This is a genomic window from Streptomyces sp. NPDC050738 (genome assembly GCF_040654175.1).
Lineage (GTDB): Bacteria > Actinomycetota > Actinomycetes > Streptomycetales > Streptomycetaceae > Streptomyces.
This window is the reverse complement of record NZ_JBFAHN010000002.1, coordinates 450,378-473,680: the sequence shown is the minus strand read 5'-3', so window position 1 is coordinate 473,680 and position 23,303 is coordinate 450,378. Positions and strand designations below refer to the sequence as shown.

The window sequence follows — 23,303 nt, the reverse complement described above, 5'->3', positions numbered from 1 at the left end:
GGATGTCGTCCCGACCGTGGTGGAAACGCCTGGGGGCGGGTGTCTCAGGCAGCGAGATGGGCGCGGGACCAGAGCGCAGGCCAGCCCCCGGCGCCGAGCCAGGCGGTGGGTATGCGCAGACCGTGCTCCGCGATCCGGTCCCACCATGCCGTGGTTTCCGCGCCCAGTTCGCGGGCCGCGGGCAGCGCGCGCTGCCACGGCCCGTCAGGATCGGCGAGGTCGGCCGCAGGAAATCCCGGCACGGTGATGATGCGCGGCGGTGCGATCGGGGTGAGTTCGGCGCCGGGGGTACGGCAGTTGACGGCGACGACGGCGGCGCAGAGCAGTGGCACGGTGGTACGCCGGGCCAACGAGCGCGCCATGACCTCATCGCCGTCGTGCATCAGCCGCCCCAGCGCCGCACGCACGCGGAGGGTCACCAGGTCCATGGAGTACGCGGTCGCCACGGCGGGCGACTTCACCAGCCGGCGCAGGGACTTGGGGAGCGGATCGGAACCTGCCAGCAGTGCGAGCCGCCCGAAGCGGTCCCGCAGGGGCGGTGCCAGGCCGTCGACCGCTGTGGCCAGCGGGCGGACTCCGGTGGCGTTCCACAGCCGCACCACGTCCAAGTCCCCCCGGCCGAGGGCCTGTTGGCACGCGGCAGCAAGCGACTCGGGCGAGAGGCGGCGCATTCGGAACAGTGCGGCATCCGGGGCGGTGTCCGCGAGGATCGCCAGGCAGCCGAGCGCCTCGTCCATGTCCGGGAGGTCCCGGGACCGCTCCAGCAGATCCGTGAGCGCGGGCCCCACCGCCTCGGCCAGGTGCGGGTGAGAGGTGGCCCGCCGGCGTACGCGACGATCCGGCCGCACCTCGTCGTCGGCGCTCCCGCCGGGCTCCGTGATGCCGGGGCCGGGGATGGTGTCCACCCAGGCCCGGAAGCTCTGCGCGAGGGCCGGATCGGGTGATTCGTTGAAGCGGGCCGCGATCTCGGTGATCCACCAGCCGCGTGCGGCAGGCCTCTTGGGGCGCAGTTCGGCGTTGACGAGGATGCGACCGTGTTCGTCGAACAGGGCCGCCAGTGCGCTGTGGCCCTTCGCCGCGCTGTCGACGTACGGCGGACCGGCGATGCAATTGCCCATGTAGGTGGACCACTCGGTGAGGGTGCGCGCGGTGCGGGCCACCCGGAAGCGGGTCCGGGTGCCGGGGACCACGGTTCTGTCCAGGTCGCCGATCCGAGCGGGGACGGCGAACTCGCCGCTGAGCGCCGCCGCGATGTCCAGGCCGGTGTGCAGAGCGGCGATGTGGGCGGTCCAGCCGCCGGTGCTCTTGGCGGGGCGGGCGCCGAGCGCGACGAGCTGGGCCGCTCCCGCCACGGCCAGCGTGATCGACTCGAGCGGCGACGTCAGGGGCTCTGTCGGCGCGGGTGCCGGGTCGTGGTCGAGCCACCGTTCGCCGAACTGCCCGTGCCGCGCGGCCTCGTGCCCGTACAACTGGGCGAGCGCATCGGTCATTTCGGCGTACCACAGCAGATCGCCGACCACCTCCACCTCGGCGGGCGCCGGGTCCTGCAGCCGGCCCAGCCGATCGGCGAGGGTGCCCGAGAGGTGGTGCACGCGGCGGAGGTGCGGGGGGTGCGTGTCCCATGCGGAAGGCGGACGTACGGAGGTGAAGCCGACCTCGGCGCGCCAGGACCGCAGCCCGCCCGCCGCCCAGGTCGTCAGTATCTCCTCGGGGACCGGGGTCATCGCGCCCAGCAGCGTCGTCAGCTCTTCGGAGACCAGCAGGGCGTACTCGCGCGCTCGCGCCAGGCGGGGCATCACGTAGCCGTCGAGCTTGGAGTCCTCCGGTCCGGGTTTGTGGAGCCTGCGATGGATGTCGCGTACGCAACTGCCGGGGCGTGCGGGAAGTCCGGTGTGCCCCGGCGCATGGCGCGCGGACCTGGCCGCCGCCGCGTCGCCGAAGGTGGCGTCGGCGGCCGCGAGGACGGAGTGGCTGCGCTCCAGCCCCTCCCGCAGACCATGATCCGAAACGGCCACGGCGGTGCGGAGCAGGGCGGTGGCGGCGAGAGCGTCGTTGACCGTACGGTTCAGCAGCCCTTGCCAGTAATGGGAGGGCACCGTCCACCGGGCCGCGTCGGCCAGCGAGGGTTCGCGACCGTACAGAGCGAGCCCGAGGAAGTGCAGGATCTCACCGTCCTCGAACGTGCTGCGCCGGGCCCGCAGATCGTCGATACGGTCCTGTCTGCCCTGGGTCGCGAGGAGCCGCCTGCGCCGGGCCCGCCGGGCGTGATGTCCGAGCACCTGCTCCCAGAGGTCCATCAGCAACGCCGACCGGCGTGCCGGCGGCACCTGTTCGCACACCTGTCGCAGATGCGCGCCGAGGACCGACGGGAGGCTGCCCGAGACCATCTTGGAGCCCTCGGGGGCCTCCAGTGCGAGGATCCGCTCCAGCTGCTCCGGACCGAGCACGTCGCTCGCGGCACACGCCAGATGGAGCGCGGCCCACCGTTCGTCGGCGACCGCCCGAGCGGCCGCTGCGCCGACCCGCTTGGTGGCCGAGGGTCCGAACAGTGCGACGAGGACGCGGGCCTGATCACCGAGGCGCCCCGCCCCTTCGGCTCCCAGCATCCTGAGCGCGGCCAGCACCGCATCCCGCTGCTCGCCTCTGCCCCCGGACAGCCGGGCCGACCGGAATCCGCTGCCGAGATCGATGCCCGCCCCGGCCGCGAGGGCACCGCCTGTCGCGACGATGCGCTCCAACTCGGCGACCGCATCCCGGGCTTCCGCGTCGCTCGCCCCGTCCGGCCCCCATGCCACTGCGGATCCGTCGGCACCGTCCGACTCGTCCACCATCCGTACCGGACCGGAATCCCCCGGCAACCACACGTGGTGACCGGACGTCACCACCCCACCCGCAAGCTCGACTCTCATTGGGATGAAGGATGCAGGAGAGGATGGGCGAAGCCAACGGAATTTCGAGGGCTCAGAGCAGCAGGGAAGCCGCGGCGGCCAGCGACTCCAGGGCCTGGCGCTGCTCGCCCTGCCACAGCGTGGGCCGCGGGCGGTGCACGGACACCACCCGGGGTGCCCAGGAAGACGGGGAGGCGGCCGTCTCCTCGACGAAGACGGGCTTACGGTCCTGGGCCGCCACCCCACAGGCCGTGTCCCGCTCGCCCACCGTCTCGAAGAAGCTCAGGAACGGCTGGTGGAAGCCGTGCTGGGTGGTGATGCGCAGGACCTGGCCCGCTGGATCCAGCAGTTGGGCATTGCCCATCGGCGCCCCGGTGATCTGCAGCGCCACCGCGAGGGTCTGGGACACCAGCGATTGACGGCGGCGCTGCTCGTGCGGGGACAGCGGCGCCGTCACCACCCCTCGTACCAGTACGAGGGCTTCGCCGTCGCCGCAGACCTCCAGCGGACGCAGTACGGAGTTGTGGGCCCGCGACACCGTGAACGTGCCGCCGTCGGCGGCCGTCTGCCGGTGCGCGTCCAGCAGCACGTTCGCCCCTGCGACGCCGCAGTACGTCACCCGGCTCAGGTCGAGATCGATGGCGCCGAACTTCTCCCGGGCGCGCCTCAGTTCACGGTCGAGCGCCGGCGCCGAGGCGATGTCCAGCTCCCCGGCCACCCGGATCGTGACGCGACTGCCCGCCGGAGTGACGGCGATCCGCAGAAACCGAACCGGCCGAGACCACTCCACGTCGCCATCCTTCGCCGTGCCGACCCATCCCCCGCGCGACCACGCTAGAGGGAGGCGCCGCGCTTACGTTGAGTGATCACCCTGCCTGCCGCGGGTCCGGCGTTCGTCTGCGACGGCTACCCGCTCAGCGGGATGAGACCGTTGCCGAATTCACCGCGTTCAAGGTACTCGCCGTCTCGCGCCTGGCCGCACAGCACGACGTGATCGTCCGTCTACCGGAACAGAGCGCGGCCCTCGGCAACGTCCGCCGCCTGCCCGCCGTCCGGCGGCCCGGAACGGCCCCGTACGGATCGTGCAGCTGAGGCTGACGCCGCCGAGGGGTTCGGACATGGCGCGGGAGGCCGTCGGTATGACCAGCGGTGTTCCCTCGCCGTCCGCACCAATGCCCCCCCTCGGGAGTGACACTGATCGAGGGCTCGTCGACTGGCAGATCGCGGCGCTGATGGACGGTGGCGGGTGTTGGCCGCGTGTATGCGGTTTTTGATACGCGGGCGATATGTGCCCGCTCCTAACATCGAGAGTATGCGTGTGTTGATCGTCGAGGACGAGCCTTATATGGCGGAAGCCATCCGCGATGGCCTGCGCCTGGAAGCGATCGCGGCCGACCTCGCGGGCAACGGCGGCATCGCCCTGGAAATGCTGAGCATCAACAGGTACGACATCGCTGTCCTCGACCGCGATATCCCGGGCCCTTCCGGTGACGAGATCGCCAAACGCATCCTCGCCTCGGGCAGCGGCATGCCTATCCTCATGCTCACCGCGGCAGACCGCCTCGACGACAAGACATCCGGCTTCGAACTCGGCGCCGACGACTACCTCACGAAACCGTTCGATCTGCGGGAACTGGTCCTCAGGCTCCGCGCGCTCGACCGCAGGCGCGCCCATAGCCGGCCTGCGGTCCATGAGATCGCGGGGCTGCGGCTGGATCCGTTCCGACGCGAGGTCTACCGGGACGGCCGCTACGTCACGCTGACGCGTAAGCAGTTCACCGTACTCGAGGTCCTCGTCGCCGCCGAGGGTGGTGTCGTCAGCGCCGAGGAACTTCTGGAACGCGCGTGGGATGAGAACGCCGATCCGTTCACCAATGCTGTCCGAATCACCGTCTCGGCACTGCGCAAGCGTCTCGGTGAACCGTGGATCATCGTCACGGTCTCCGGGGCCGGCTACCGAATCAATGCACGGCCGCAGGCCGGGAATCGGGGGGAGCGACCGTGAGCAGAGCGCCTGGATTGAGTGTCCGCCTCAAGCTCACCCTCAGCTACGCCGGATTCCTCATGCTCGCTGGTGCCTTGGCGCTCGCCGCCGCAGGAGTGTTCCTCCTGCGACAGGGGTGGATACAAACCAACGAGCAGGGGGCTTGGAAGAGGAACCCGGTCACCGACTTCGTGCAGGGCTTCGCGCCAACGGCAGCCGCAGTCATGGTGTTCCTCCTCGTGTTCGGCCTCCTGGGAGGATGGATCCTCGCCGGTCGTATGCTCGCCCCCCTGGCTCGCATCACCAACGCCACCCGCACGGCCGCTACGGGATCCCTCTCGCACCGTATCCAGATGCCGGGACGCCAGGACGAGTTCCGCGAACTTGCCGACGCCTTCGACGCGATGCTCACACGGCTTGAAGCACACGTCGCCGAGCAGCAGAGATTCGCGGCAAACGCCTCGCACGAACTACGCACCCCGCTGGCAATCTCGAAGTCACTTCTCGACGTGGCCCGCACCGATCCATCACACGACACCGGCGAAGCCCTCGACCGCCTCCAAGCTGTCAACACCCGAGCGATCGACCTCACTGAAGCACTGCTCTTGCTCAGCCGGGCCGACCAGCGATCCTTCACCCGAGAACTGGTCGACCTGTCCCTCATGGCGGAGGAAGCCACCGAAACGCTGCTCCCCCTCGCAGCGAAGAACGGCGTCACCATCGAGACCCGCGGCGACATCACCCTCGCGAGCGGATCGCCGGCGCTCCTGCTGCAACTGACCATGAACCTCGTGCACAACGCGATCGTCCACAATCTGTCCGCAGAGGGAAGGGTGTGGGTCACCACCAGCGCCCGCCCCGGCACCGTGATGCTCACGGTCGAAAACACAGGCGAGAAAATGCCTCCACACCTGGTCTCGACACTCACCGAACCATTCCAGAGGGGCACCGAGCGCATCCACGCCAACCAGACGGGTGTCGGCCTCGGTTTGGCCATCGTCACAAGCATCACTCGCGCACACGACGGCACCCTCACCCTCACCCCGCGCGACACCGGTGGCCTGTGCATCACGGTGGAACTGCCCGCGCGCACGTCCCCGCGGTCGTGATACGCGCCCCGCCGACTACGCGGCTGATGCGGCCGTGTCGAGCCGCGTTCGGTCTGATCGAGCACCACGTGGGGCTCACACACGCCGGTGGGCGATCGAGGAACGCGTCCAGCGCATCACCACGCGGCAGCACCGATCCACAGAAACGCAGGTTGACGACGTGACAGTCACCGTACGCCGAGCCACTCCCGCGGATGCCGACCAGATCGCCGGTCTGCTGTGCCAACTCGGTTACGCCAGTACGGCACCGGATGTCGAAGAGCGCTTCACCTTTTGGTTCGACCATCCGTTCAGCGCGGTCCTGGTGGCCCAGCTAAGTGGACGCGTCGCCGGCAGCTGGCGCGACAATGGAACTGCTCCGCCGTCGAAGTGACGACGCAGCGCTCACGGCTTGCCGCCAATGCCTTTTACCAGCACCACGGTTACGACGACCGCTGCACACTTTCCGCCCGCTATTGGAAGGACCTCTCCGGCTGATCCGCCGGTGCCCCGGCTCTCCGCGGCCGCAGGGAAGAACCGGCTCAGTCGAGGTAGGGCCGGCCGGAAAGCGCGCCGTTCGGCCGACACCGCGCGGGCCGGCAACGCGGAACCGACAACATATTGGCAGCGTATCGAGAACTGCATACGCGCCGGCAACACCCCGTTCCCTTGAATGGAGGTATGACCTACAGCGAACCAGTGGGAATCACCGCTTTCGGATGCGGTCGGGAGGAAGCCGCACGGTTCCGTGAGCTGGCGCCTCGTGTCGGCATGACGCCGACGATCACAGAGTCCGCGGTGTCCGAGGACAACGTCCACCTGGCGTCCGGAAACCGGTGCGTCAGCGTCGATCACAAGACCCGGATCACCCCGGCGATACTTCGCGCGCTGAGCCGCGTCGGTGTCTCCTACATCTCCACAAGGAGCATCGGCTACGACCACATCGACACGGATTATGCGGACCGTGTCGGAATTTCCATCGGGAACGTCTGCTATTCCCCCGACGGCGTCGCCGACTACACGGTGATGATGCTACTGATGGCGTTGCGTCACGCCAAGTCCACTGTCCGCCGCGCGGATGTGCACGACTATCGGCTGCACGACGTACGGGGGAAAGAGCTGCGCGACCTGACTGTCGGCGTGGTCGGAACGGGGCGCATCGGCGCGGCCGTCATAGAAAGGCTCCGCGCCTTCGGATGCCGGATTCTGGTGTACAAGAATGGCGCCGGGGCATCCGGTGGCCCCGGCGACGAGGTGTCGCTCGATGACCTGCTGAGGTCGAGCGACGTCGTCACGCTCCATGCCCCGCTCAACTTCGAGACGCACCACCTCCTCGACCGTGAGCGCCTCCAACGGATGAAACCCGGCGCGTTCGTGGTCAACACCGGGCGTGGCGCCCTCATCGACACGACCGCGCTGGTCGAGGCGCTGGAGGACGGGCGTCTGGGCGGTGTCGCCCTCGACGTCGTCGAGGGCGAGGAAGGCGTTTTCTACGCCGACCGACGGAACGCGCCCATCGACAGCAAGCCGCTGCTGCGGCTGCAGGAAATGCCGAACGCGTTCATCAGCCCGCACACCGCGTATTACACGGACCGCGCCCTGAGCGACACGGTAGAGAACTCGATCACCAACTGCCTGGAATTCGAAAGCAGGAATCAGCATGCCTAAGGCCAAGCTTCGGATCGGAATCCTCTTCGGAGGCTGCTCGGAGGAACACCCCATCTCCGTCAAGTCCGCGCAGGAGGTCGCACGAAACCTCGACCCGGACACGTACGAGCCGTACTTCATCGGGATCACACGCGAAGGCACCTGGAAACTCTGCGAGGGACCCGCCGCCGACTGGGAGAGCGCTGCCCACCGATCCGCCGCGCTGTCCCCGGACCGCGATGTGCGCGGACTGCTCGTCCTCGATCGGGGGAAGTACGAGACGATCGGCCTGGATGTCGTGTTGCCCGTCCTGCACGGCCGGCTCGGGGAGGACGGCGCGATCCAGGGCCTGCTCGAGCTGTCCGGAATCCCGTACGTGGGCTGCGACGTCCAGAGTTCCGCGCTGGGCATGGACAAGTCCCTCGCCTACCTCGTCGCCGCCGGCGCCGGAATCGCCACGCCGAATTTCTGGACGGTCGTGGCGGACGAGGACATCGACGCCGACCGGCTCACCTATCCCGTCTTCGTGAAGCCGGCCCGCTCGGGATCTTCCTTCGGGGTCAGCAAGGTGGCGCATGCGGAAGAACTGCCGGCCGCGCTGGACGTCGCCCGGCGGTACGACAGGAAAGTCCTGGTCGAGGAGGCGGTCGTCGGCAGCGAGGTGGGATGCGCCATCCTGGGTGCCGGAACGGAGCTGACCGCGGGGGAAGTCGACCGAATCGCCCTGTCCCATGGGTTCTTCCGGATCCACCAGGAGGGCGCGCCCGAGACCGGTTCCGACAATTCGACGCCGATCGTCCCCGCCGATATTTCGGCCGAGTCCCGGGCCCATGTCCAGGACGTGGCGAAGGCCGTCTTCCGCGCTCTGGGGTGCAGCGGACTCGCCCGCGTGGACCTGTTCCTCAAGGACGACGGAGACGTCGTCCTCAACGAAGTCAACACGTTCCCCGGAATGACCTCCTACAGCCGCTATCCGAGGATGATGGCCGCCGCCGGGGTTCCGCTGTCCGATGTGATCGACCGTCTGGTGACCGGGGCGCTCGCACGGTCCCTGACTTCGACGGAGCAGGCTGATGCGTAACGACTTCGTCTTTATAGACGAGTTCATGGACGGGATCCGCTGGGACGCCAAGTACGCCACCTGGGACAACTTCACCGGAAAACCGGTCGCCGGCTACCTGGCCAATCGCATCGTCGGCACCAGGGCCCTGTGCGCGGCATTGCAGAGCGCGCGAGAAGAGGCGGCGTCGCACGGATTCGGCCTTCTTCTCTGGGACGGATACCGCCCACAACGTGCCGTGAACTCCTTCGTGCGCTGGTCCGAGCAGCCGGATGACGGCCGCACCAAGCAGCGCCACTACCCCCATATCGACCGGTCCGAGATGTTCGAGAACGGATATGTGGCAGCCAAGTCGGGCCACAGCCGCGGCAGTACCGTCGACCTGACGCTGTATCACCTGGAAAGCGGCGACCTCGCCGCCATGGGCGGCGACCACGACCTGATGGACTCGGTCTCGCACCATGGGGCGGAAGGAATCTCGGAGTTCGTGGCGGACAGCCGCAGGCGCCTTCGCACCATCATGGAGACCAGCGGATTCAGTTCCTACGCCTGCGAATGGTGGCATTACACGCTGACGGACGAGCCCTACCCGGACACCTACTTCGACTTTCCCATCACACAGGTGAGTCTGGGATGAGTACGGCGCGGCTCCGGCGGTCCGGCTGGAGCCGCGGCCCGTCTCTCTTCGCCCCCCCCGATGCCGAGCGGCAAGGGCAGGGATGGCACCCGAGCCCAGCCGCGTATCGCCGGCGTATCGAGAACCGCATACGCCCCGGCAACACCCGGCCGCCTGAACTGAAGTCATGACTCAGAGCAAGCCAACCCGGGCCCCGCACCCTCTCTCCCTCGCCGAGATCGCCGCGCTCGTCGGCGGCCGGGTCACGGGCGATGCGACCGTCACGGTGAGTGCCCCGGCCGTCCTCGACAGCCGGCACGGCGAACCGGGCGGGCTCTTCGTCGCCATGGCCGGTGAGCGTGTCGACGGCCACGACTACGCCGGCCGCACCCGTGCGACCGCCGTGCTCGGCTCGCGGCCGACGCCGCTGCCCACCGTCGTCGTCGACGATGTACCGGCCGCACTGCAGACACTCGCCGCCCACTGGGTGGCCCGGCTGCGCGAGCGGCTTGCCGTCGTCGCGGTGACGGGCTCGCAGGGCAAGACCAGCACCAAGGACCTGCTGTCCGCGGTCTTCTCGGGCGCCGGGCCGACCGTCGCCACTTATGGTTCGTACAACAATGAGCTCGGCGTGCCCCTGACCATGCTGCGCGCCGACGCACACACCCGTTTCCTCGCCCTCGAAATGGGCGCCCGCCACGTCGGGGACATCGCCCACCTCACCGGCTTGGCCGCACCCGACATCGCGGTCGTACTCAACGTCGGCCAGGCGCACATCGGGGAGTTCGGCTCCCGTGCTGCCATCGCACGGACCAAGGGTGAACTCGTGCGCGGCCTCGCACCCGGCGGCATCGCCGTCCTCAACGCCGACGACCCGCGTGTCGTCGCGATGCGCGCGCTGACCGACGGGCCGGTCCTGACCTTCGGCCGCGCCGAACACGCCGACGTGCGTGTCCAGGACCTGGCCCTCGACCGCCTGGGCCGGCCGGCCTTCACGCTGCGCACCTCCGGCGCCTCGGCCCGGGTCGCGCTGCCGCTCGTGGGCGCCCACCAGGCACTCAACGCGGCGGCCGCCGCCGCGGCGGGACTCGCGGCGGACATCCCGCTGGTCACCTCGGCGGTGGCCCTCAGCACCGCCTCACTGTCCCGGTGGCGCATGGAGCTCCGCACTCTGGCCTGCGGCGCGACCCTGCTCAACGACTCCTACAACGCCAACCCCGACTCCACCCGAGCCGCCCTGGACGCGCTCGCCGCGATCGCGGGCAGGCGCCGTATCGCCGTACTCGGCGCGATGCTCGAGCTCGGCGCCGACAGTGAGGCCGAACACCGGGCGGTGGGCACGTACGCGGCCTCCCGCGCCGACCTGGTGGCCGTCGTCGGCGAAACCGCCCGTCCCCTCGCCGACGCCGTGGGGGCGCGGGCGCTCGCGTTCACCGACAACCGAGCGGCCGTCGCCTGGCTGCGTGAGATCCTCACCGGCGGCGACGTCGTCCTCGTCAAGGCGTCGCGCGGCGCCCGCCTCGACGAGGTGGCCGCCGCACTCGGGTGACCGTGCGGCGCGGGCTCAGCGCCCGCGCCGCCGCATGTACAGGTCGAAGGCGCGGTAGACCAGCGGGCGCAGCGGCAGATCCCACTCCCCGACGTACCGCACCGCCCGCCCCCCGGTGCCGACCTTGAACCGGATCAGGCCCACATGCGGATCAGCGGCGTCGAGCGTCGGCGTGATGCCCCGCAGGTCGTACACGTCGCAGCCCGCCGCCAGCACGTCACGGATCATCGCCCACTGGCATGCGTTGGAACCCCGCACCTCACGCTTGGCCGTCGAGGAGGCGCCGTACACGTACCAGGCGCGTCCGCCTACCCGCACCAGGATCGTCGCGGCCACCAACTCGCCCTCGTGGCGCGCCAGATAGAGCGTGATCCGCTCGGGATCCTCGGCGCTCAACTCCGAGAACATCGTCTCGAAGTACGCCGGTTGGCGCGGCGTGAATCCGTCGCGCGCGGCGGTGTGCACGTAGAGCTCGTGGAACGCCGCGAGGTCCGACGCACCACCGACCGTGACCTCGACCCCCGCCTTCGCGGCCTTCTTGATGTTGCGGCGCCACTGCTGGTTCATGGCCTTCAGGACGTCGTCCTCGGACCTTCCCGCCAGCGGCACCTCGTACGTGAACTGCGGCTGCCCGGCCCCGAATCCGTCCTCAGGGCTCTGCGGCAGCCAGCGGGCCGCCCGGAGCCGTCGGCCCACCTCGGCACCGACCGGATCTACGTGCCCGTCGGGGAGCCCGGTGAGCCGCCGTACCCCCGGATCGGCCACACCGTCCTTGACCTGCGCCGCATCCCAGGTGTGCGTCCGCACCGGCGGGCACAGCCGGATCGCGAAGGCGCCACGCGTCTTGAGATATGCCGCCAGCGGGTCGAGCCACGCACTGATGTCCCCGGACCAGTCGATGTCAGGGCCCCACGGCAGATACGCGAGCGTGAACCGCGACAGTCCCGGCACCGGCCGGTGAAGGACAAGCCCTGCCCCCACAAGCCGCCCGCCCTCGAACCATCCGAGCGACTCGCTGCGCCACTCCGTCTTCACCCGCCCCCACGCCGGGGTCTGCACAAAGTTCACCGACCGCCGCGCCCGCACGAAGGCCAGGTGCTCGGCGTCGCTGAGCGGAGCGACGCTCAGCGTCACAGGGAGGGACAGCGGTGCTGGTTCGCGAGAGGACATGACGCCAGCCAAGTCGGCCCTGTGTTGCCGGCGCGTATCCGCTTTTCGATACACCGACGATATGCGCCGCTCAGGCGCGCACCGCGCTGACCGCTCACGCAAAAGGCTGATGCTCTTGCGCAATTTGACGACATCAGACCAAAAAAACCTTGCACGGCTCTGGTGTGGCTCGGGGCGCGACCTCTACTGTCGCCTCACCTTCCGCGAGAAAAGAGCCGTCGATGTCACGGAGTACACGGAGCACCATCAGGTCGCTGTGGAGACCCTGCGCCGCCGTCGTCGTGACGATGGCCGTCGCCGCGCTCGGTCCCGGCGGCACCGCACACGCGGACACCGCCGCGGCACCCGCCCCGACCGTCACCCGCGCCGCCCTCGCCCCCTCGCTCGTGGAGGGCCGCGGCGCCGACCCCGGCTTCGACGAGCAGGAGGCGGAGAGCGCGGCGACGAGCGGCACCGTCATCGGGCCCGACCGCAGCGCGTACACGCTTCCCGCCGAGGCATCGGGACGCAAGGCGGTCAAGCTGACGCCGGGGCAGTACGTCGAGTTCACGCTTCCCCGCACCGCCGACGCCATCACCGTGCGCTACAGCATCCCGGACGCCCCCGGCGGCGGTGGCATCACCGCTCCGCTCGACGTCGCCGTGAACGGCAAGCGCCGCGCCACCATGACGCTCACCTCGCAGTACGCCTGGCTCTACAACCAGTACCCGTTCAGCAACGACCCGGGCGCCGGTCTGCTGCACTCCGACTGGTGGATCACCGAGTGCTCGTGCGTGCCCGACGCCACGACGCCGGCACCCGCCATAGCCAAGCCGTTCAGGCCGAACCACTTCTACGACGAGCAGCGCCTGCTCCTCGGCCGCACCTACCGCGCCGGCGACACGGTCCGTCTCACCGCCCCCGCCGGGAGCCGTGCCGCCTGGACGGTCATCGACCTCCTCGACTCGCAGCAGGTCGGACTGCCGCATGTGGACCTCAGGGCCGCGAACGTCCTGGCCTTCGGCGCCGACCCGCTCGGCCGGCGCGACTCCGCCGACGCGATCGACCGGGCGATCGCCTTCGCCCGGCGTCACCACCTCAAGGTCTATGTCCCGCCCGGCACTTACCAGGTGAACCGCCACATCGTCGTCGACGACGTGACGATCGAGGGCGCGGGCAGCTGGTACACGATCTTCAAGGGCCGCCAGACCACCCTCACCACCCCGGCCCCCGACGGCTCCGTGCACACCGGCGTCGGCTTCTACGGCAAGGACGCATCGGCCGGGGGCAGCAGCAACGTCCATCTCTCGGGATTCGCCATCGAGGGCGACGTCCGGACACGCATCGACACCGACCAGGTCAACGGCGTCGGCGGAGCGATGAGCAACTCCACCGTCGACGGCCTCTACATCCACCACACCAAGGTGGGGCTGTGGTTCGACGGGCCGATGACGAAGCTGTCCGTCACCGGCAATGTCATCGCCGACCAGATCGCCGACGGCCTCAACTTCCACACCGGCGTGACCGATTCGGTCGTGTCCGACAACTTCGTACGCAACACCGGCGACGACGGACTCGCCATGTGGTCGGAGAAGTCCGCGAACGCCCGCAACACCTTCTCCCACAACACCGTGCAGTCACCGGTCCTCGCCAACGGCATCGCGGTCTACGGCGGCACCGACAACACGGTCAGCGGCAATCTGATCGCCGACCCGGTCCGCGAAGGCAGCGCCCTCCACATCGGATCCCGCTTCGGCGCCGAGGCCTTCACCGGAAAGCTGCGGATCACCGACAACACCACGGTCCGCGCAGGTACGTACGAACTGAACTGGAACATCGGGCTCGGTGCCATCTGGATGTACGCGCTGGAGAAGAACATCGACGCGGACATCGAGGTGGCCGGAGACCACTTCCTCGACAACACCTACAACGCCATCATGCTCGTCACGGACTTCCCGGTGAAGGACCTGTACTCGATCACGGGCGTCCGCTTCAAGGACATCAGGGTCGACGGCACGGGCACCTCGGTCGTCAGTGCCAGGGCGGCAGGATCCGCGTCCTTCGAGAACGTCGACGCACGCAATGTGGGCGCCGTCGGTGTCAACAACTGCGGGTCCTTCCACTTCACCCCGGCAGGCTCGGAGTTCGCCCTCACCGACCTCGGCGGCAACGACGGAGGCGGCACCACCGGCCCCTGGCTGGCGGGCTGGGAGCTGCCGAACACCCTCACCTGTGACGACCGCCCCCCGGTCGTGACACCACCGGCTCCCTCCGGTTGGTGACCCCGGCGCGGGGCGCTCCTTCCCGGCTAGGAGCGCTCCGCACCGACCACCCACAGGGTTCCGTCCCCGGAGGCGAGCGCCGTGACGGACACGTTCCGGCAGCCCATGTTCCACAACACCTCGCGCACCCAGTCCAGTTCGGTCTCCGATGACGGAGCGGGCGGCCGAGGGCAGACGAAGTCGAAGCGGTCGCCGGGGCGCACCGTGTGGGCCAGGTCGTGGACGGCCTCGGCCCGGTCGGCGAAGACATACCCTTCGCAGGCTCTTGCTTCGGTGACGGTGCTCATACGGACTGCCCCTCGATGCGGGCGACGGCGATGATCGCGCCGTACGCGATGAGATGGACCAGACAGTGGTCCCGGTGTTCCGGGCGGCGCCAGGCGGCGACGTCCTCGTCGGTGATGCGGTACGGCGCGAGCGCGGCCAGCAGCGCGAGCCGCGCCCCCGGCCGCTCGGTGCGGTCGGGCAGCCAGTCGCCGGTCAGCTCGGGGTGGCCGCCGTCCCAGGCGGTGACCGTCTTGGCCACGAGCTCCTGGTCCTCCTCCGAGAGCAGGCCCGCACCGGAGGCGGCAGCGGTGAGCAGAGCCGCGTACGCCGTACCGACCGGAGTGCCCGCCGCCCACGAAGGCGGGTCGCCGGAGACGGCATCGAGCAGCACGAGGCTGTCACCGGGGCTCAGTTCACGCCGGACCGCGCCGGCGACGGTGCGCCCGGCCAGGCTCCGTACGACCCGGAACCGCTGCACATTGCCCGGCAGCATGTTCTCGGTCACCAGCGACGAGACGATGCGGTTGATGAAGTGGAAGGCGAGCGCCGTGCCCAGATAGGCGGGCGTCCGCTCGGCGGGGAAGGGCTTCGGAGTCCGCACGTCCTTGCCCCAGGCGAGCAGCCGGGCCTGATACGGGTCGGCCGGTACGTCGTCGCGCCCGACGGTCTCCGCGAGGCGGTGGTCGCCGGTGGCGTGCAACAGCACCGTGTGCGCGTCGATGCAGAACGGGCAGCGGTTGGCGAGGGACACCCCGGCCGCGACGAGCTCCTTCTCCTTCCGGGACGCCGCACCCACCAGCAGCGACTCGCGCATCAGCGCCCAGGCCGCGGTCAGGATCGTCGGGGCGTCGGAGAGCACCACGAACGTCGCGGGGTCGTCGATGCCGAAGTCGGAACTCATCTGGGCATAGGCGTCCGCGACCGGTCCGGTGGCGGACTTGGGCGGGGCGGGCGAGGTGTAACGGAAGGGTCCGTTGGCTGTCATGGTCACCATCGTGTCCGGGCGAACGGCCCTGGTCGTCGTACGGCCGGAGGAAGTCGGCGCTGCGCCGGGCGGTCGTGACGGAGTACGGACTACTGCGGCGGGAGTAGTGCGGAAGCGGTCTGCGGGGATGAGGCGCCAGGGGTGCGGTGCGGGCTATCGTGCCGGAGGCCCACGAAGTCGGGGAGAGTGCAGTGACCGTGCCAACCAGCGTCAAGGAGACGGCAGTTGCCGCCGTGGTCGGCGCCGTCGTACTCGTCGCCGCGTACATCGGGGACGGACCGGGACCCGGTGCACTCGACTGGCTGCTGATCGTCCTCGCCGTGACGGCGCTCGCACTCCACCGCCGTGCCCCGGCGGTGCTCCTCGCCGTCATCACGGCTTGCATGCTCGGCTACCTCGTTCATGCGGACCCTGGAACCCTGGCCGCTTTCCCCGTTCTGGCCGGCGTCCACGTCGTGGCCAGCAACGGCCGCCGTACGGTGGCGGTCGCCGCCAGCGCCACCTTCGTGGTGGGCTTCGCCGTCACGGGCCCCGGCACACAGACCGTCGTGCTCCTGCTCGGCTGGTTCGTCTGCGCGGCGCTGACCGGGGTGGCGGGCAAGAACTGGCAGGCGTATCTGAAGCAGACGGAGGAGCGGGCCGCCGAGGCGGAACGGACCCGGGAGGAGACCGCGCTGCGCAGGGCGGGGGAGGAGCGGCTGCGGATCGCCCGCGAACTCCACGACTCGCTCACGCACTCCATCTCGATCGTCAAGCTGCAGGCGGGAGTTGCCGTGCATCTGGCGCGCAAACGCGGTGAGGAGGTGCCGGCCGCCCTGCTCGCCATCCAGGAGGCGAGCGGTGAGGCGATGCGCGAGCTGCGCTCGACGCTGGAGGTGCTGCGTACGGACGTCGTACCCGACGACGCGGGCCTCTCCCGCCTCGACGACCTCCTGGACCGGGCCCGCGCCGCAGGCCTGGCGGCGCGGCTGACCGTCACGGGCGACCGCGAGGCGCCGCTGCCCGCGGAGGTCGACCGTGCCGCGTACCGCATCGTCCAGGAGGCGCTGACGAACGTGGCGCGGCACGCGGACCGGGCGGAGACCGGAGTGCAACTCACCTACAGGGAACGGATGCTGACGGTCTGCGTGCAGGACGACGGGCCGCCCTGCGACCCCTCGGACCCCGGCACGGGACTGACCGGGATGCGGGAGCGCGTCACGGCGCTCGGCGGCACGCTGCAGACGGGGCCACGGGAGGGCGGAGGCTTCACCGTACGGGCCGAACTCCCCCTGGGCGCGGCATGATCCGGGTGGCGCTCGTCGACGACCAGGCCCTGATGCGCGCAGGCTTCCGGGCGCTCCTCGACGCCGAGGACGGCATCGAGGTGGTGGGCGAGGCGCCGGACGGCCGGCAGGGCGTGGAACTGGTCCGTACGACGATGCCCGATGTCGCCCTGATCGATGTGCAGATGCCGGTGATGACCGGCATCGAGGCGACCCGCGAGATCGCCGCCGACCCCGCGCTCGCCGCCGTCCATGTCGTCATCCTCACCAACTACGGCCTCGACGAGTACGTCTTCGAGGCCCTGCGGGCCGGGGCCGCGGGCTTCCTCCTCAAGGACACCGAGCCCGACGAACTGCTCCGCGCCATCGAGGTCGCGGCCCGCGGCGACGCCCTTCTCTCCCCGTCGATCACCCGCCGGCTGATCGGCGAGTTCGTCGCCCGTCCACCGGACCGGGCGACGGCACCGGGCCTGGAAGCGCTGACCCGCCGCGAGAGCGAGGTGACGGCGCTGGCCGCCCGGGGTCTGTCGAACGAGGAGATCGCCGCCCACATGGTCATCAGCCCCTTCACCGTCAAGACCCACATCAGCCGCGCGATGACCAAACTGGGTGCCCGCGACCGCGCCCAACTGGTCGTCTTCGCCTACGAGTCGGGGCTGGTCGTGGCGCAGGGCAACCAGCTCTAACGTTCCGCGTCCGGGCTCCACCCGGGGACGTGATCCGCCGCCTCGCGCAGCCACGCCCGCGCACCGCCCCGCAGTGGCCAGGCACGGGTCAGGTCGGGGGCGGTGCCGAGGGAGCGGAGGTCGTCGGCGAAGCGACGGCTCTCGCCCGCGATCCGGACCCCGGCGAGCGCATCGCCCTCCGCGCGCTGCCGCTCGTAGTGGGCGGTCCGCTTCTCGTACTCGACCATGCGCGGACCGGCGGCCCACTCCACCCAGGCGTCGGACGGCGCCCGCGCCAGGATCACGACCGACGGCCGCCCGCCTTCGGCGAGGGCCGCGACGAGGCGGTTGTGACCGTCCAGCACCACAAGGGAGTTGAGCCCGCTGAGCCACCACAGCAGTACGGGTGGCAGCACGCCCTCGCGGTACTGGCGCCGGAAGGCCTTCACCCGCGCGGAGTCCGGGTCCGACAGGGCGCGCAGCGGCAGGACGTCCCTGGCGTCCTCGTCCGGATCGCCGTAGCCGAACCAGGTGAGGTGCCCCCGGTCGGGATCGAAGTCGAGCAGCTTCGGCCAGTGCCGGTCGACGGCCCACTTCGGCATCCCCTGTACGAGCCGCCAATCCCCTTCGTGCAAAGGCCCGTTGACGCTCGCGTCGAGCCGCCCGGCGAAGTGCTGCGCCCAGCGCGCGGACCAGGCGGAGTCGTCAGGGCAGGCCTCGCGGAGGGTGCGGGCCCGCACGGCGCGCAGCTGTGGCAGGGGAGAGGTGTAGCGGCCGGTGCGGGCGTAGTGCACACCGCGGTGCGTGACCCGCTGGACCGCGAAGAGCACCGGATCCGCGCCCTGGCGCAGCACCATCCGCCGCCCGTCCGCGGTCTCCATCCGCAACGGAGGGACGGCCGGCTCCGCGACGTTCAGCGAAAGCCCGCTCCAGTGGCCGGTTCGCTTCATCACTCCCCCTGGTGCACGCGGTCACGGCACGCGCGCGGTCCACTCCTCGTTCCCGAACTTCGTGCGCACGAGGTCCTCCGCGCGGGCCAGCTCCTCGGCGGTGACCTTGCCTTCGGTCAGACCGTACCGGTCCCGGAAGGAATCGATCATCTTCTCGATGACCGTCCCGCGCGGCAGACCCGTCTGCCGGCGCAGCGGATCCACCCGCTTCTTCGCGCTCCTCGTGCCCTTGTCGGAGAGCTTCTCCCGGCCGATGCGCAGCACTTCGGTCATCTTGTCGGCGTCGATGTCGTACGCCATCGTCACGTGGTGCAGCACACCCCCGCTCGCGATCCGCTTCTGTGCGGCGCCGGCGATCTTCCCGGCTTCCGTGGCGATGTCGTTGAGCGGCTGGTACCAGGCCTTGATCCCCATGTCGCCGAGCGCGTCGAGCACCCATTCGTCCAGGTAGGCGTAGCTGTCGGTGAAGGAGAGGCCGGAGACCAGGGACTCGGGCACGGACAGCGAGTAGGTGATGGTGTTCCCGGGCTCCATGAACATCGCACCGCCGCCGCTGATCCTGCGGACCACCGTGATGCCGTGCCGTTCCGCGCCCACGGGGTCGACCTCGTTGCTCAGGGACTGGAACGAGCCGATGACCACCGCGGGCTCGGCCCACTCCCAGACGCGCAGGGTGGGCGGACGCCGGCCCGCCGCCACCTCGGCGGTGAGGACCTCGTCGAGCGCCAGATGGAGCGCGGGGGACTGCGCGGGCTCGTGGATGAGCTGCCAGTCGTAGTCGGTCCAGTCGGTCGCCTGGGCGAGCGCGCGGCGGACGGCGACGGCGACGCCCTCCGAGGTCAGGCCGTACATCGTCGTCCCGGCGGGGAGGGCCGCTTCGATACGGGACGCGAGCCCGGCCGCGCCGGTGTCGGAGGGCGCGCCCTCCAGGGCGCCGTTGATGGCGAGGATCGCCTCGTCGGGTTCGAGGAAGAAGTCTCCGGCGACGCGGACGTTTTTCAGCAGGCCCTCTTCGACGTCCAGATCGACTACGACCAGCTTGCCGCCGGGGACCTTGTACTCGCCGTGCATGTTCTCTCCGCACCCGTAGGACATCGCGCCCGGGCCACTGCCAGGGCCTGCCCATACGGTAACCGAGGCGGACATTTCGCTATTCCGCCCCGAGGGCCCGGGAGGCGGAGGACCCCCGCCTCCCGGCCCTTCTCCGGCGTCAGGACCGCGGAAGCTCCGCCCGCACCGTGCGCGCGGCGGCTACCAGATTCTCCAGTGAAGCCCGGGTCTCGGCCCAGCCGCGGGTCTTCAGACCGCAGTCGGGATTGACCCACAGCCGCGCGGCGGGAATGGCCTCAAGTCCCTTGCGGAGCAGGGCTGCCGCCTCCTCGGCGGAGGGCACGCGAGGGGAGTGGATGTCGTAGATGCCGGGTCCCGCCTCGCGCGGGTAGCCGTGGGCGGCCAGTTCGCGGGCGACCTGCATGTGGGAGCGGGCCGCCTCCAGGCTGATCACGTCGGCGTCGAGATCGTCGATGGCCTGGACGATGTCGCCGAACTCCGCGTAGCACATGTGCGTGTGGATCTGGGTGTCCGGCCGTACGCCCCCGGTCGTCAGCCGGAAGGACTCGGTGGCCCAGTCCAGATAGGCGGGGCGTCCCGCGGCGCGCAGCGGCAGGGTTTCGCGCAGGGCGGGCTCGTCGACCTGGATGACGGAAGTGCCCGCCGCCTCGAGGTCGCCGACCTCGTCGCGCAGGGCGAGGGCGACCTGGCGTGCGGTGTCGCCGAGCGGCTGGTCGTCGCGGACGAAGGACCAGGCGAGCATCGTCACCGGGCCGGTCAGCATGCCCTTGACCGGGCGGTCGGTCAGCGCGTTCGCGTAGGAGGTCCAGCGCACCGTCATCGGCTCGGGGCGCGAGATGTCACCGGCGAGGACCGGCGGGCGGACATAGCGGGTGCCGTACGACTGCACCCAGCCGTGCCGCGTGGCGAGGTATCCGGTCAGTTGCTCGGCGAAGTACTGCACCATGTCGTTGCGTTCGGGCTCGCCGTGGACCAGTACGTCGATGCCCGCCTTCTCCTGGAAGGCCACGACCTCACGGATCTCGGTGCCGATGCGCTCCTCGTAGCCGGCCGTGTCGATGCGCCCGGTGCGCAGATCGGCGCGGGCGGCACGCAACTCGCGGGTCTGCGGGAACGAGCCGTTCGTGGTCGTCGGGAGCAGCGGAAGCCCCAGCCGGTCACGCTGGGCGGCGGCACGCTTCTCGTACGGCTCGGAGCGGCGGCCGTCCGCGTCGGTGACCGCGGCGGCGCGGGCGCGGACGGCCGGGTCGCGCGTGATGGGGGAGTGCCTGCGCGATGCCAAGTCGGCCCGGTTGGCGGCGAGTTCGGCGGCGACGGCGCCCGTGCCCTGGGAGAGTCCGCGCGCCAGCGTGACGATCTCGGCGGTCTTCTGCCGGGCGAAGGCGAGCCAGCGCAGGATCTGCGGCTCGACGTCCCGTTCGGCGCTCGCGTCCAGCGGGACGTGCAGCAGCGAGCAGGAGGCCGCCACGTCCACCCGGTCCGCGAGGCCGAGCAGGGTGCCGAGGGTGGACAGGGACTTCTCGAAGTCGTTGATCCAGATGTTGCGGCCGTCGACGACGCCCGCGACCAGGCGCTTGCCGGGGAGACCGCCGACGGCGGCGAGATCGGCCAGGTTGGCCGCGGCGGCTCCGGTGAAGTCCAGCGCGAGGCCCTCCACCGGCGCCTTGGCGAGTACGGGAAGGGCCTCGCCGAGCCGGTCGAAGTAGGAGGCGAGCAGGATCTTCGGACGGTCGGCGGAGGCTCCGAGGTCGCGGTAGGCGCGGGAGGCGGCGTTGAGATCGGCCGGGGTGCGGTCCTGGACCAGGGCCGGTTCGTCCAGCTGCACCCACTCGGCACCCGCGGCGCGCAGGTCGGCGAGGACCTCCGCGTACACGGGCAGCAGGCGGTCCAGGAGCGTGAGCGGCTCGAAGTCCGCGGCCACCCCCGGGGCGGGCTTGGCCAGCAGGAGATAGGTGATCGGGCCGACGAGCACGGGGCGGGCCGCGAGGCCCAGCGCGAGGGACTCCTTCAGCTCCGCGACCTGCTTGGCGGAGTCGGCGGCGAAGACGGTGTCGGGGCCCAACTCGGGTACGAGGTAGTGGTAGTTGGTGTCGAACCACTTGGTCATTTCCAGCGGTGCCACGTCCTGGGTGCCGCGTGCCATCGCGAAGTACCCGTCGAGCGGGTCGGCGGCGACGGCGTCACGGTGGCGGGCGGGGATCGCGCCGACCATGACGCTGGTGTCCAGGACGTGGTCGTAGTACGAGAAGTCACCCGTGGGCACCTCGTGGATGCCGGCACCGGCGAGCTGCCGCCAGGTGGACCGGCGCAGTTCGGAGGCGGTCTGCCGGAGGGCATCGGCACTGACGCCGCCCTTCCAGTACCCCTCGACGGCCTGCTTCAGTTCACGGTTCTGTCCCTGGCGGGGGTAGCCGTACACGGTGGCTCGTGCTGCCGCGGCTGCGGGCTTGGCTGTCACGGAAATCTCCTTCGCGAGACGATTCCTGAGAATCCCGGGGACGGGACACGGACGCGAAGGGACGACAGACCGGACGGAACCCACCCGCGCCGTCGGCGCGGTCGTCCGTCTGGAGATGTACGCCGACCCGCCCACGAGGTCACCGGGATTTCCGCACACGAACGGGTCGCGTGCGGGCAACGGGCAGGTCTTCGGACTCGCGGGCACATCTGCCGGGGCAGATTCCTACTGGCCGTCGCTTCCCGGATCCGTGCGGATCCAGTGCGTATGACGGCGGTCGTTCCCGCTCACCGCTGCGGGGCAGTCCCGGATTCCCACCGGGTTCCCTCTTACGACGCGTCTGTCTGGCGGACAGGGCGAACCAGCTGCACGGCCAGGCTAACCGATGCCCCGGTCCGCGTCGCGCGAGAATGCCCGCAGGATGCTCGTCGCCGCGCTGGTGGCCGTCAACTCGCCGTCCCGCACCTGCTGTTCGAGGCCAGGTGTGAGAGCGCGCACGTCCGGGTCGGTGTGCAGCCGGCGCAGCAGCTCGTCGCGGACCATCGCCCACGTCCAGTCGACCTGCTGGTCACGGCGCTTGGCGGCGAGAGCGCCGGTCGATTCGAGCGTGGCGCGATGCTGCTCCAGGCGCTCCCAGAGGGTGTCGAGACCGGTCGACTCGCGGGCGCTGCAGCACAGTACGGGCGGCGTCCACGCCGCGTCGGCGGGGTGCATGAGCCGCAGCGCGCCGGCCAGTTCGCGTGCCGCACCGCGCGCGTCGCGCTCGTGCGGGCCGTCCGCCTTGTTGACGGCGATCACGTCCGCCAGCTCGAGGACGCCCTTCTTGATGCCCTGCAACTGGTCCCCGGTACGGGCCAGCGTCAGCAGCAGGAAGGAGTCGACCATGTTCGCGACCGCCGTCTCCGACTGTCCGACGCCGACCGTCTCCACCAGCACGACGTCGTACCCCGCCGCCTCCATCACCACGATCGACTCGCGGGTCGCCTGGGCGACCCCGCCCAGCGTGCCCGCGGTGGGCGAAGGCCGTACGAACGCCGCAGGGTCCACCGCGAGGCGCTCCATCCGGGTCTTGTCGCCCAGGATCGAGCCGCCCGTACGGGTGGACGACGGATCGACGGCCAGCACCGCGACCCGGTGCCCGAGCCCGGTGAGCAGCGTGCCGAGCGCGTCGATGAACGTCGACTTGCCGACGCCCGGCACTCCGCTGATGCCGATCCGCCGCGCCTTCCCGCTGTGCGGGAGCAGCGCGGTCAGCAACTCCTGTGCCAGGGCCCGGTGGTCGGGGCGGGTGGACTCGACGAGGGTCACGGCGCGCGCGATCTGCGCGCGCTTCCCGTCGAGTACGCCCTTCACGTACGTATCGAGGTCGATCGCCATGG

Annotated in this window: 19 protein-coding genes and 1 riboswitch; of the genes, 10 read left to right on the top strand and 9 right to left on the bottom strand. The window is 70.3% G+C overall.

The features are described from left to right. Positions 1 to 44 precede the first annotated feature (44 nt). Together AB0H78_RS06390 and AB0H78_RS06385 are read right to left on the bottom strand one after the other, a co-directional pair. Positions 45 to 2,909: a hypothetical protein gene (locus AB0H78_RS06390; protein ID WP_363233101.1), complete on the bottom strand. Its 2,865-nt coding sequence runs from the start codon at positions 2,907 to 2,909 to the stop codon at positions 45 to 47. 52 nt (positions 2,910 to 2,961) lie between these two features. Next, a complete protein-coding gene (locus AB0H78_RS06385) occupies positions 2,962 to 3,678 on the bottom strand; it encodes an STAS domain-containing protein (RefSeq protein ID WP_363233100.1) in 717 nt (238 codons plus the stop codon). 522 nt (positions 3,679 to 4,200) lie between these two features. Here AB0H78_RS06385 and AB0H78_RS06380 point away from each other — a divergent pair. From AB0H78_RS06380 to murF, 7 genes are all read left to right on the top strand, one after another. Continuing rightward, complete coding sequence (locus AB0H78_RS06380; protein WP_363233099.1) at positions 4,201 to 4,893, top strand: response regulator transcription factor; 693 nt, start codon at positions 4,201 to 4,203, stop codon at positions 4,891 to 4,893. Then, positions 4,890 to 5,981, top strand: a complete 1,092-nt coding sequence (locus AB0H78_RS06375; RefSeq protein WP_363233098.1) for a HAMP domain-containing sensor histidine kinase — start codon at positions 4,890 to 4,892, stop codon at positions 5,979 to 5,981. The genes AB0H78_RS06380 and AB0H78_RS06375 overlap by 4 nt, the downstream gene beginning before the upstream one ends. A 160-nt stretch (positions 5,982 to 6,141) precedes the next feature. Further along, entirely contained in the window at positions 6,142 to 6,354 is a 213-nt protein-coding gene (locus AB0H78_RS06370) for a hypothetical protein (protein WP_363233097.1), read from the top strand. A gap of 287 nt (positions 6,355 to 6,641) precedes the next feature. Then, a complete protein-coding gene (locus AB0H78_RS06365; protein ID WP_363233096.1) occupies positions 6,642 to 7,628 on the top strand; it encodes a D-isomer specific 2-hydroxyacid dehydrogenase family protein in 987 nt (328 codons plus the stop codon). After that, positions 7,621 to 8,688 (top strand): D-alanine--(R)-lactate ligase, encoded by a 1,068-nt coding sequence (vanA, locus tag AB0H78_RS06360; protein WP_363233095.1) that lies wholly within the window; start codon positions 7,621 to 7,623, stop codon positions 8,686 to 8,688. The genes AB0H78_RS06365 and vanA overlap by 8 nt, the downstream gene beginning before the upstream one ends. Beyond that, positions 8,681 to 9,304, top strand: a complete 624-nt coding sequence (gene vanX / locus AB0H78_RS06355; RefSeq protein WP_363233094.1) for a D-Ala-D-Ala dipeptidase VanX — start codon at positions 8,681 to 8,683, stop codon at positions 9,302 to 9,304. Before vanA ends, vanX begins: the two co-directional genes overlap by 8 nt. 166 nt (positions 9,305 to 9,470) lie before the next feature. Further along, positions 9,471 to 10,832, top strand: a complete 1,362-nt coding sequence (gene murF, locus AB0H78_RS06350; protein ID WP_363233093.1) for a UDP-N-acetylmuramoyl-tripeptide--D-alanyl-D-alanine ligase — start codon at positions 9,471 to 9,473, stop codon at positions 10,830 to 10,832. A 15-nt stretch (positions 10,833 to 10,847) separates the two neighbouring features. On the opposite strand, the gene AB0H78_RS06345 is transcribed toward murF, so the two are convergent. Continuing rightward, the gene (locus tag AB0H78_RS06345) at positions 10,848 to 12,002 is read right to left on the bottom strand and encodes a peptidoglycan bridge formation glycyltransferase FemA/FemB family protein (protein WP_363233092.1); all 1,155 of its coding nucleotides are present in this window, start codon (positions 12,000 to 12,002) and stop codon (positions 10,848 to 10,850) included. Between the two features lie 221 nt (positions 12,003 to 12,223). Here AB0H78_RS06345 and AB0H78_RS06340 point away from each other — a divergent pair, with 221 nt between their 5' ends. Next, complete coding sequence (locus AB0H78_RS06340) at positions 12,224 to 14,263, top strand: glycosyl hydrolase family 28-related protein (protein WP_363233091.1); 2,040 nt, start codon at positions 12,224 to 12,226, stop codon at positions 14,261 to 14,263. Between the two features lie 26 nt (positions 14,264 to 14,289). On the opposite strand, the gene AB0H78_RS06335 is transcribed toward AB0H78_RS06340, so the two are convergent. Together AB0H78_RS06335 and AB0H78_RS06330 are read right to left on the bottom strand one after the other, a co-directional pair. Beyond that, on the bottom strand, positions 14,290 to 14,550 hold the full coding sequence (locus AB0H78_RS06335; RefSeq protein ID WP_363233090.1) for a hypothetical protein: 261 nt from the start codon (positions 14,548 to 14,550) through the stop codon (positions 14,290 to 14,292). Further along, positions 14,547 to 15,524 carry a carboxymuconolactone decarboxylase family protein gene (locus AB0H78_RS06330; RefSeq protein ID WP_363233089.1) on the bottom strand — a complete coding sequence of 326 codons (978 nt, stop codon included), beginning with the start codon at positions 15,522 to 15,524 and terminating at the stop codon, positions 14,547 to 14,549. Before AB0H78_RS06330 ends, AB0H78_RS06335 begins: the two co-directional genes overlap by 4 nt. A gap of 182 nt (positions 15,525 to 15,706) precedes the next feature. Between AB0H78_RS06330 and AB0H78_RS06325 the strand changes: the two genes are divergently transcribed. Next, on the top strand, positions 15,707 to 16,801 hold the full coding sequence (locus AB0H78_RS06325; protein ID WP_363233088.1) for a sensor histidine kinase: 1,095 nt from the start codon (positions 15,707 to 15,709) through the stop codon (positions 16,799 to 16,801). Then, on the top strand, positions 16,798 to 17,466 hold the full coding sequence (locus tag AB0H78_RS06320) for a response regulator transcription factor (protein WP_363233087.1): 669 nt from the start codon (positions 16,798 to 16,800) through the stop codon (positions 17,464 to 17,466). The genes AB0H78_RS06325 and AB0H78_RS06320 overlap by 4 nt, the downstream gene beginning before the upstream one ends. Here the strand turns inward: AB0H78_RS06320 and AB0H78_RS06315 are convergent. From AB0H78_RS06315 to meaB, 4 genes are all read right to left on the bottom strand, one after another. After that, a complete protein-coding gene (locus AB0H78_RS06315) occupies positions 17,463 to 18,395 on the bottom strand; it encodes a hypothetical protein (protein WP_363233086.1) in 933 nt (310 codons plus the stop codon). The genes AB0H78_RS06320 and AB0H78_RS06315 overlap by 4 nt on opposite strands. A 21-nt stretch (positions 18,396 to 18,416) precedes the next feature. After that, positions 18,417 to 19,466 carry a biotin/lipoate A/B protein ligase family protein gene (locus tag AB0H78_RS06310; RefSeq protein ID WP_363233085.1) on the bottom strand — a complete coding sequence of 350 codons (1,050 nt, stop codon included), beginning with the start codon at positions 19,464 to 19,466 and terminating at the stop codon, positions 18,417 to 18,419. Positions 19,467 to 19,605: 139 nt separating this feature from the next. Beyond that, positions 19,606 to 21,924 carry a 5-methyltetrahydropteroyltriglutamate--homocysteine S-methyltransferase gene (gene metE / locus AB0H78_RS06305; RefSeq protein ID WP_363233084.1) on the bottom strand — a complete coding sequence of 773 codons (2,319 nt, stop codon included), beginning with the start codon at positions 21,922 to 21,924 and terminating at the stop codon, positions 19,606 to 19,608. A gap of 164 nt (positions 21,925 to 22,088) precedes the next feature. After that, positions 22,089 to 22,305, bottom strand: a riboswitch (cobalamin riboswitch). Next, positions 22,303 to 23,301 carry a methylmalonyl Co-A mutase-associated GTPase MeaB gene (gene meaB / locus AB0H78_RS06300; protein ID WP_363233083.1) on the bottom strand — a complete coding sequence of 333 codons (999 nt, stop codon included), beginning with the start codon at positions 23,299 to 23,301 and terminating at the stop codon, positions 22,303 to 22,305. (Overlaps the previous riboswitch by 3 nt.) Between the last annotated feature and the right edge of the window lie 2 nt (positions 23,302 to 23,303).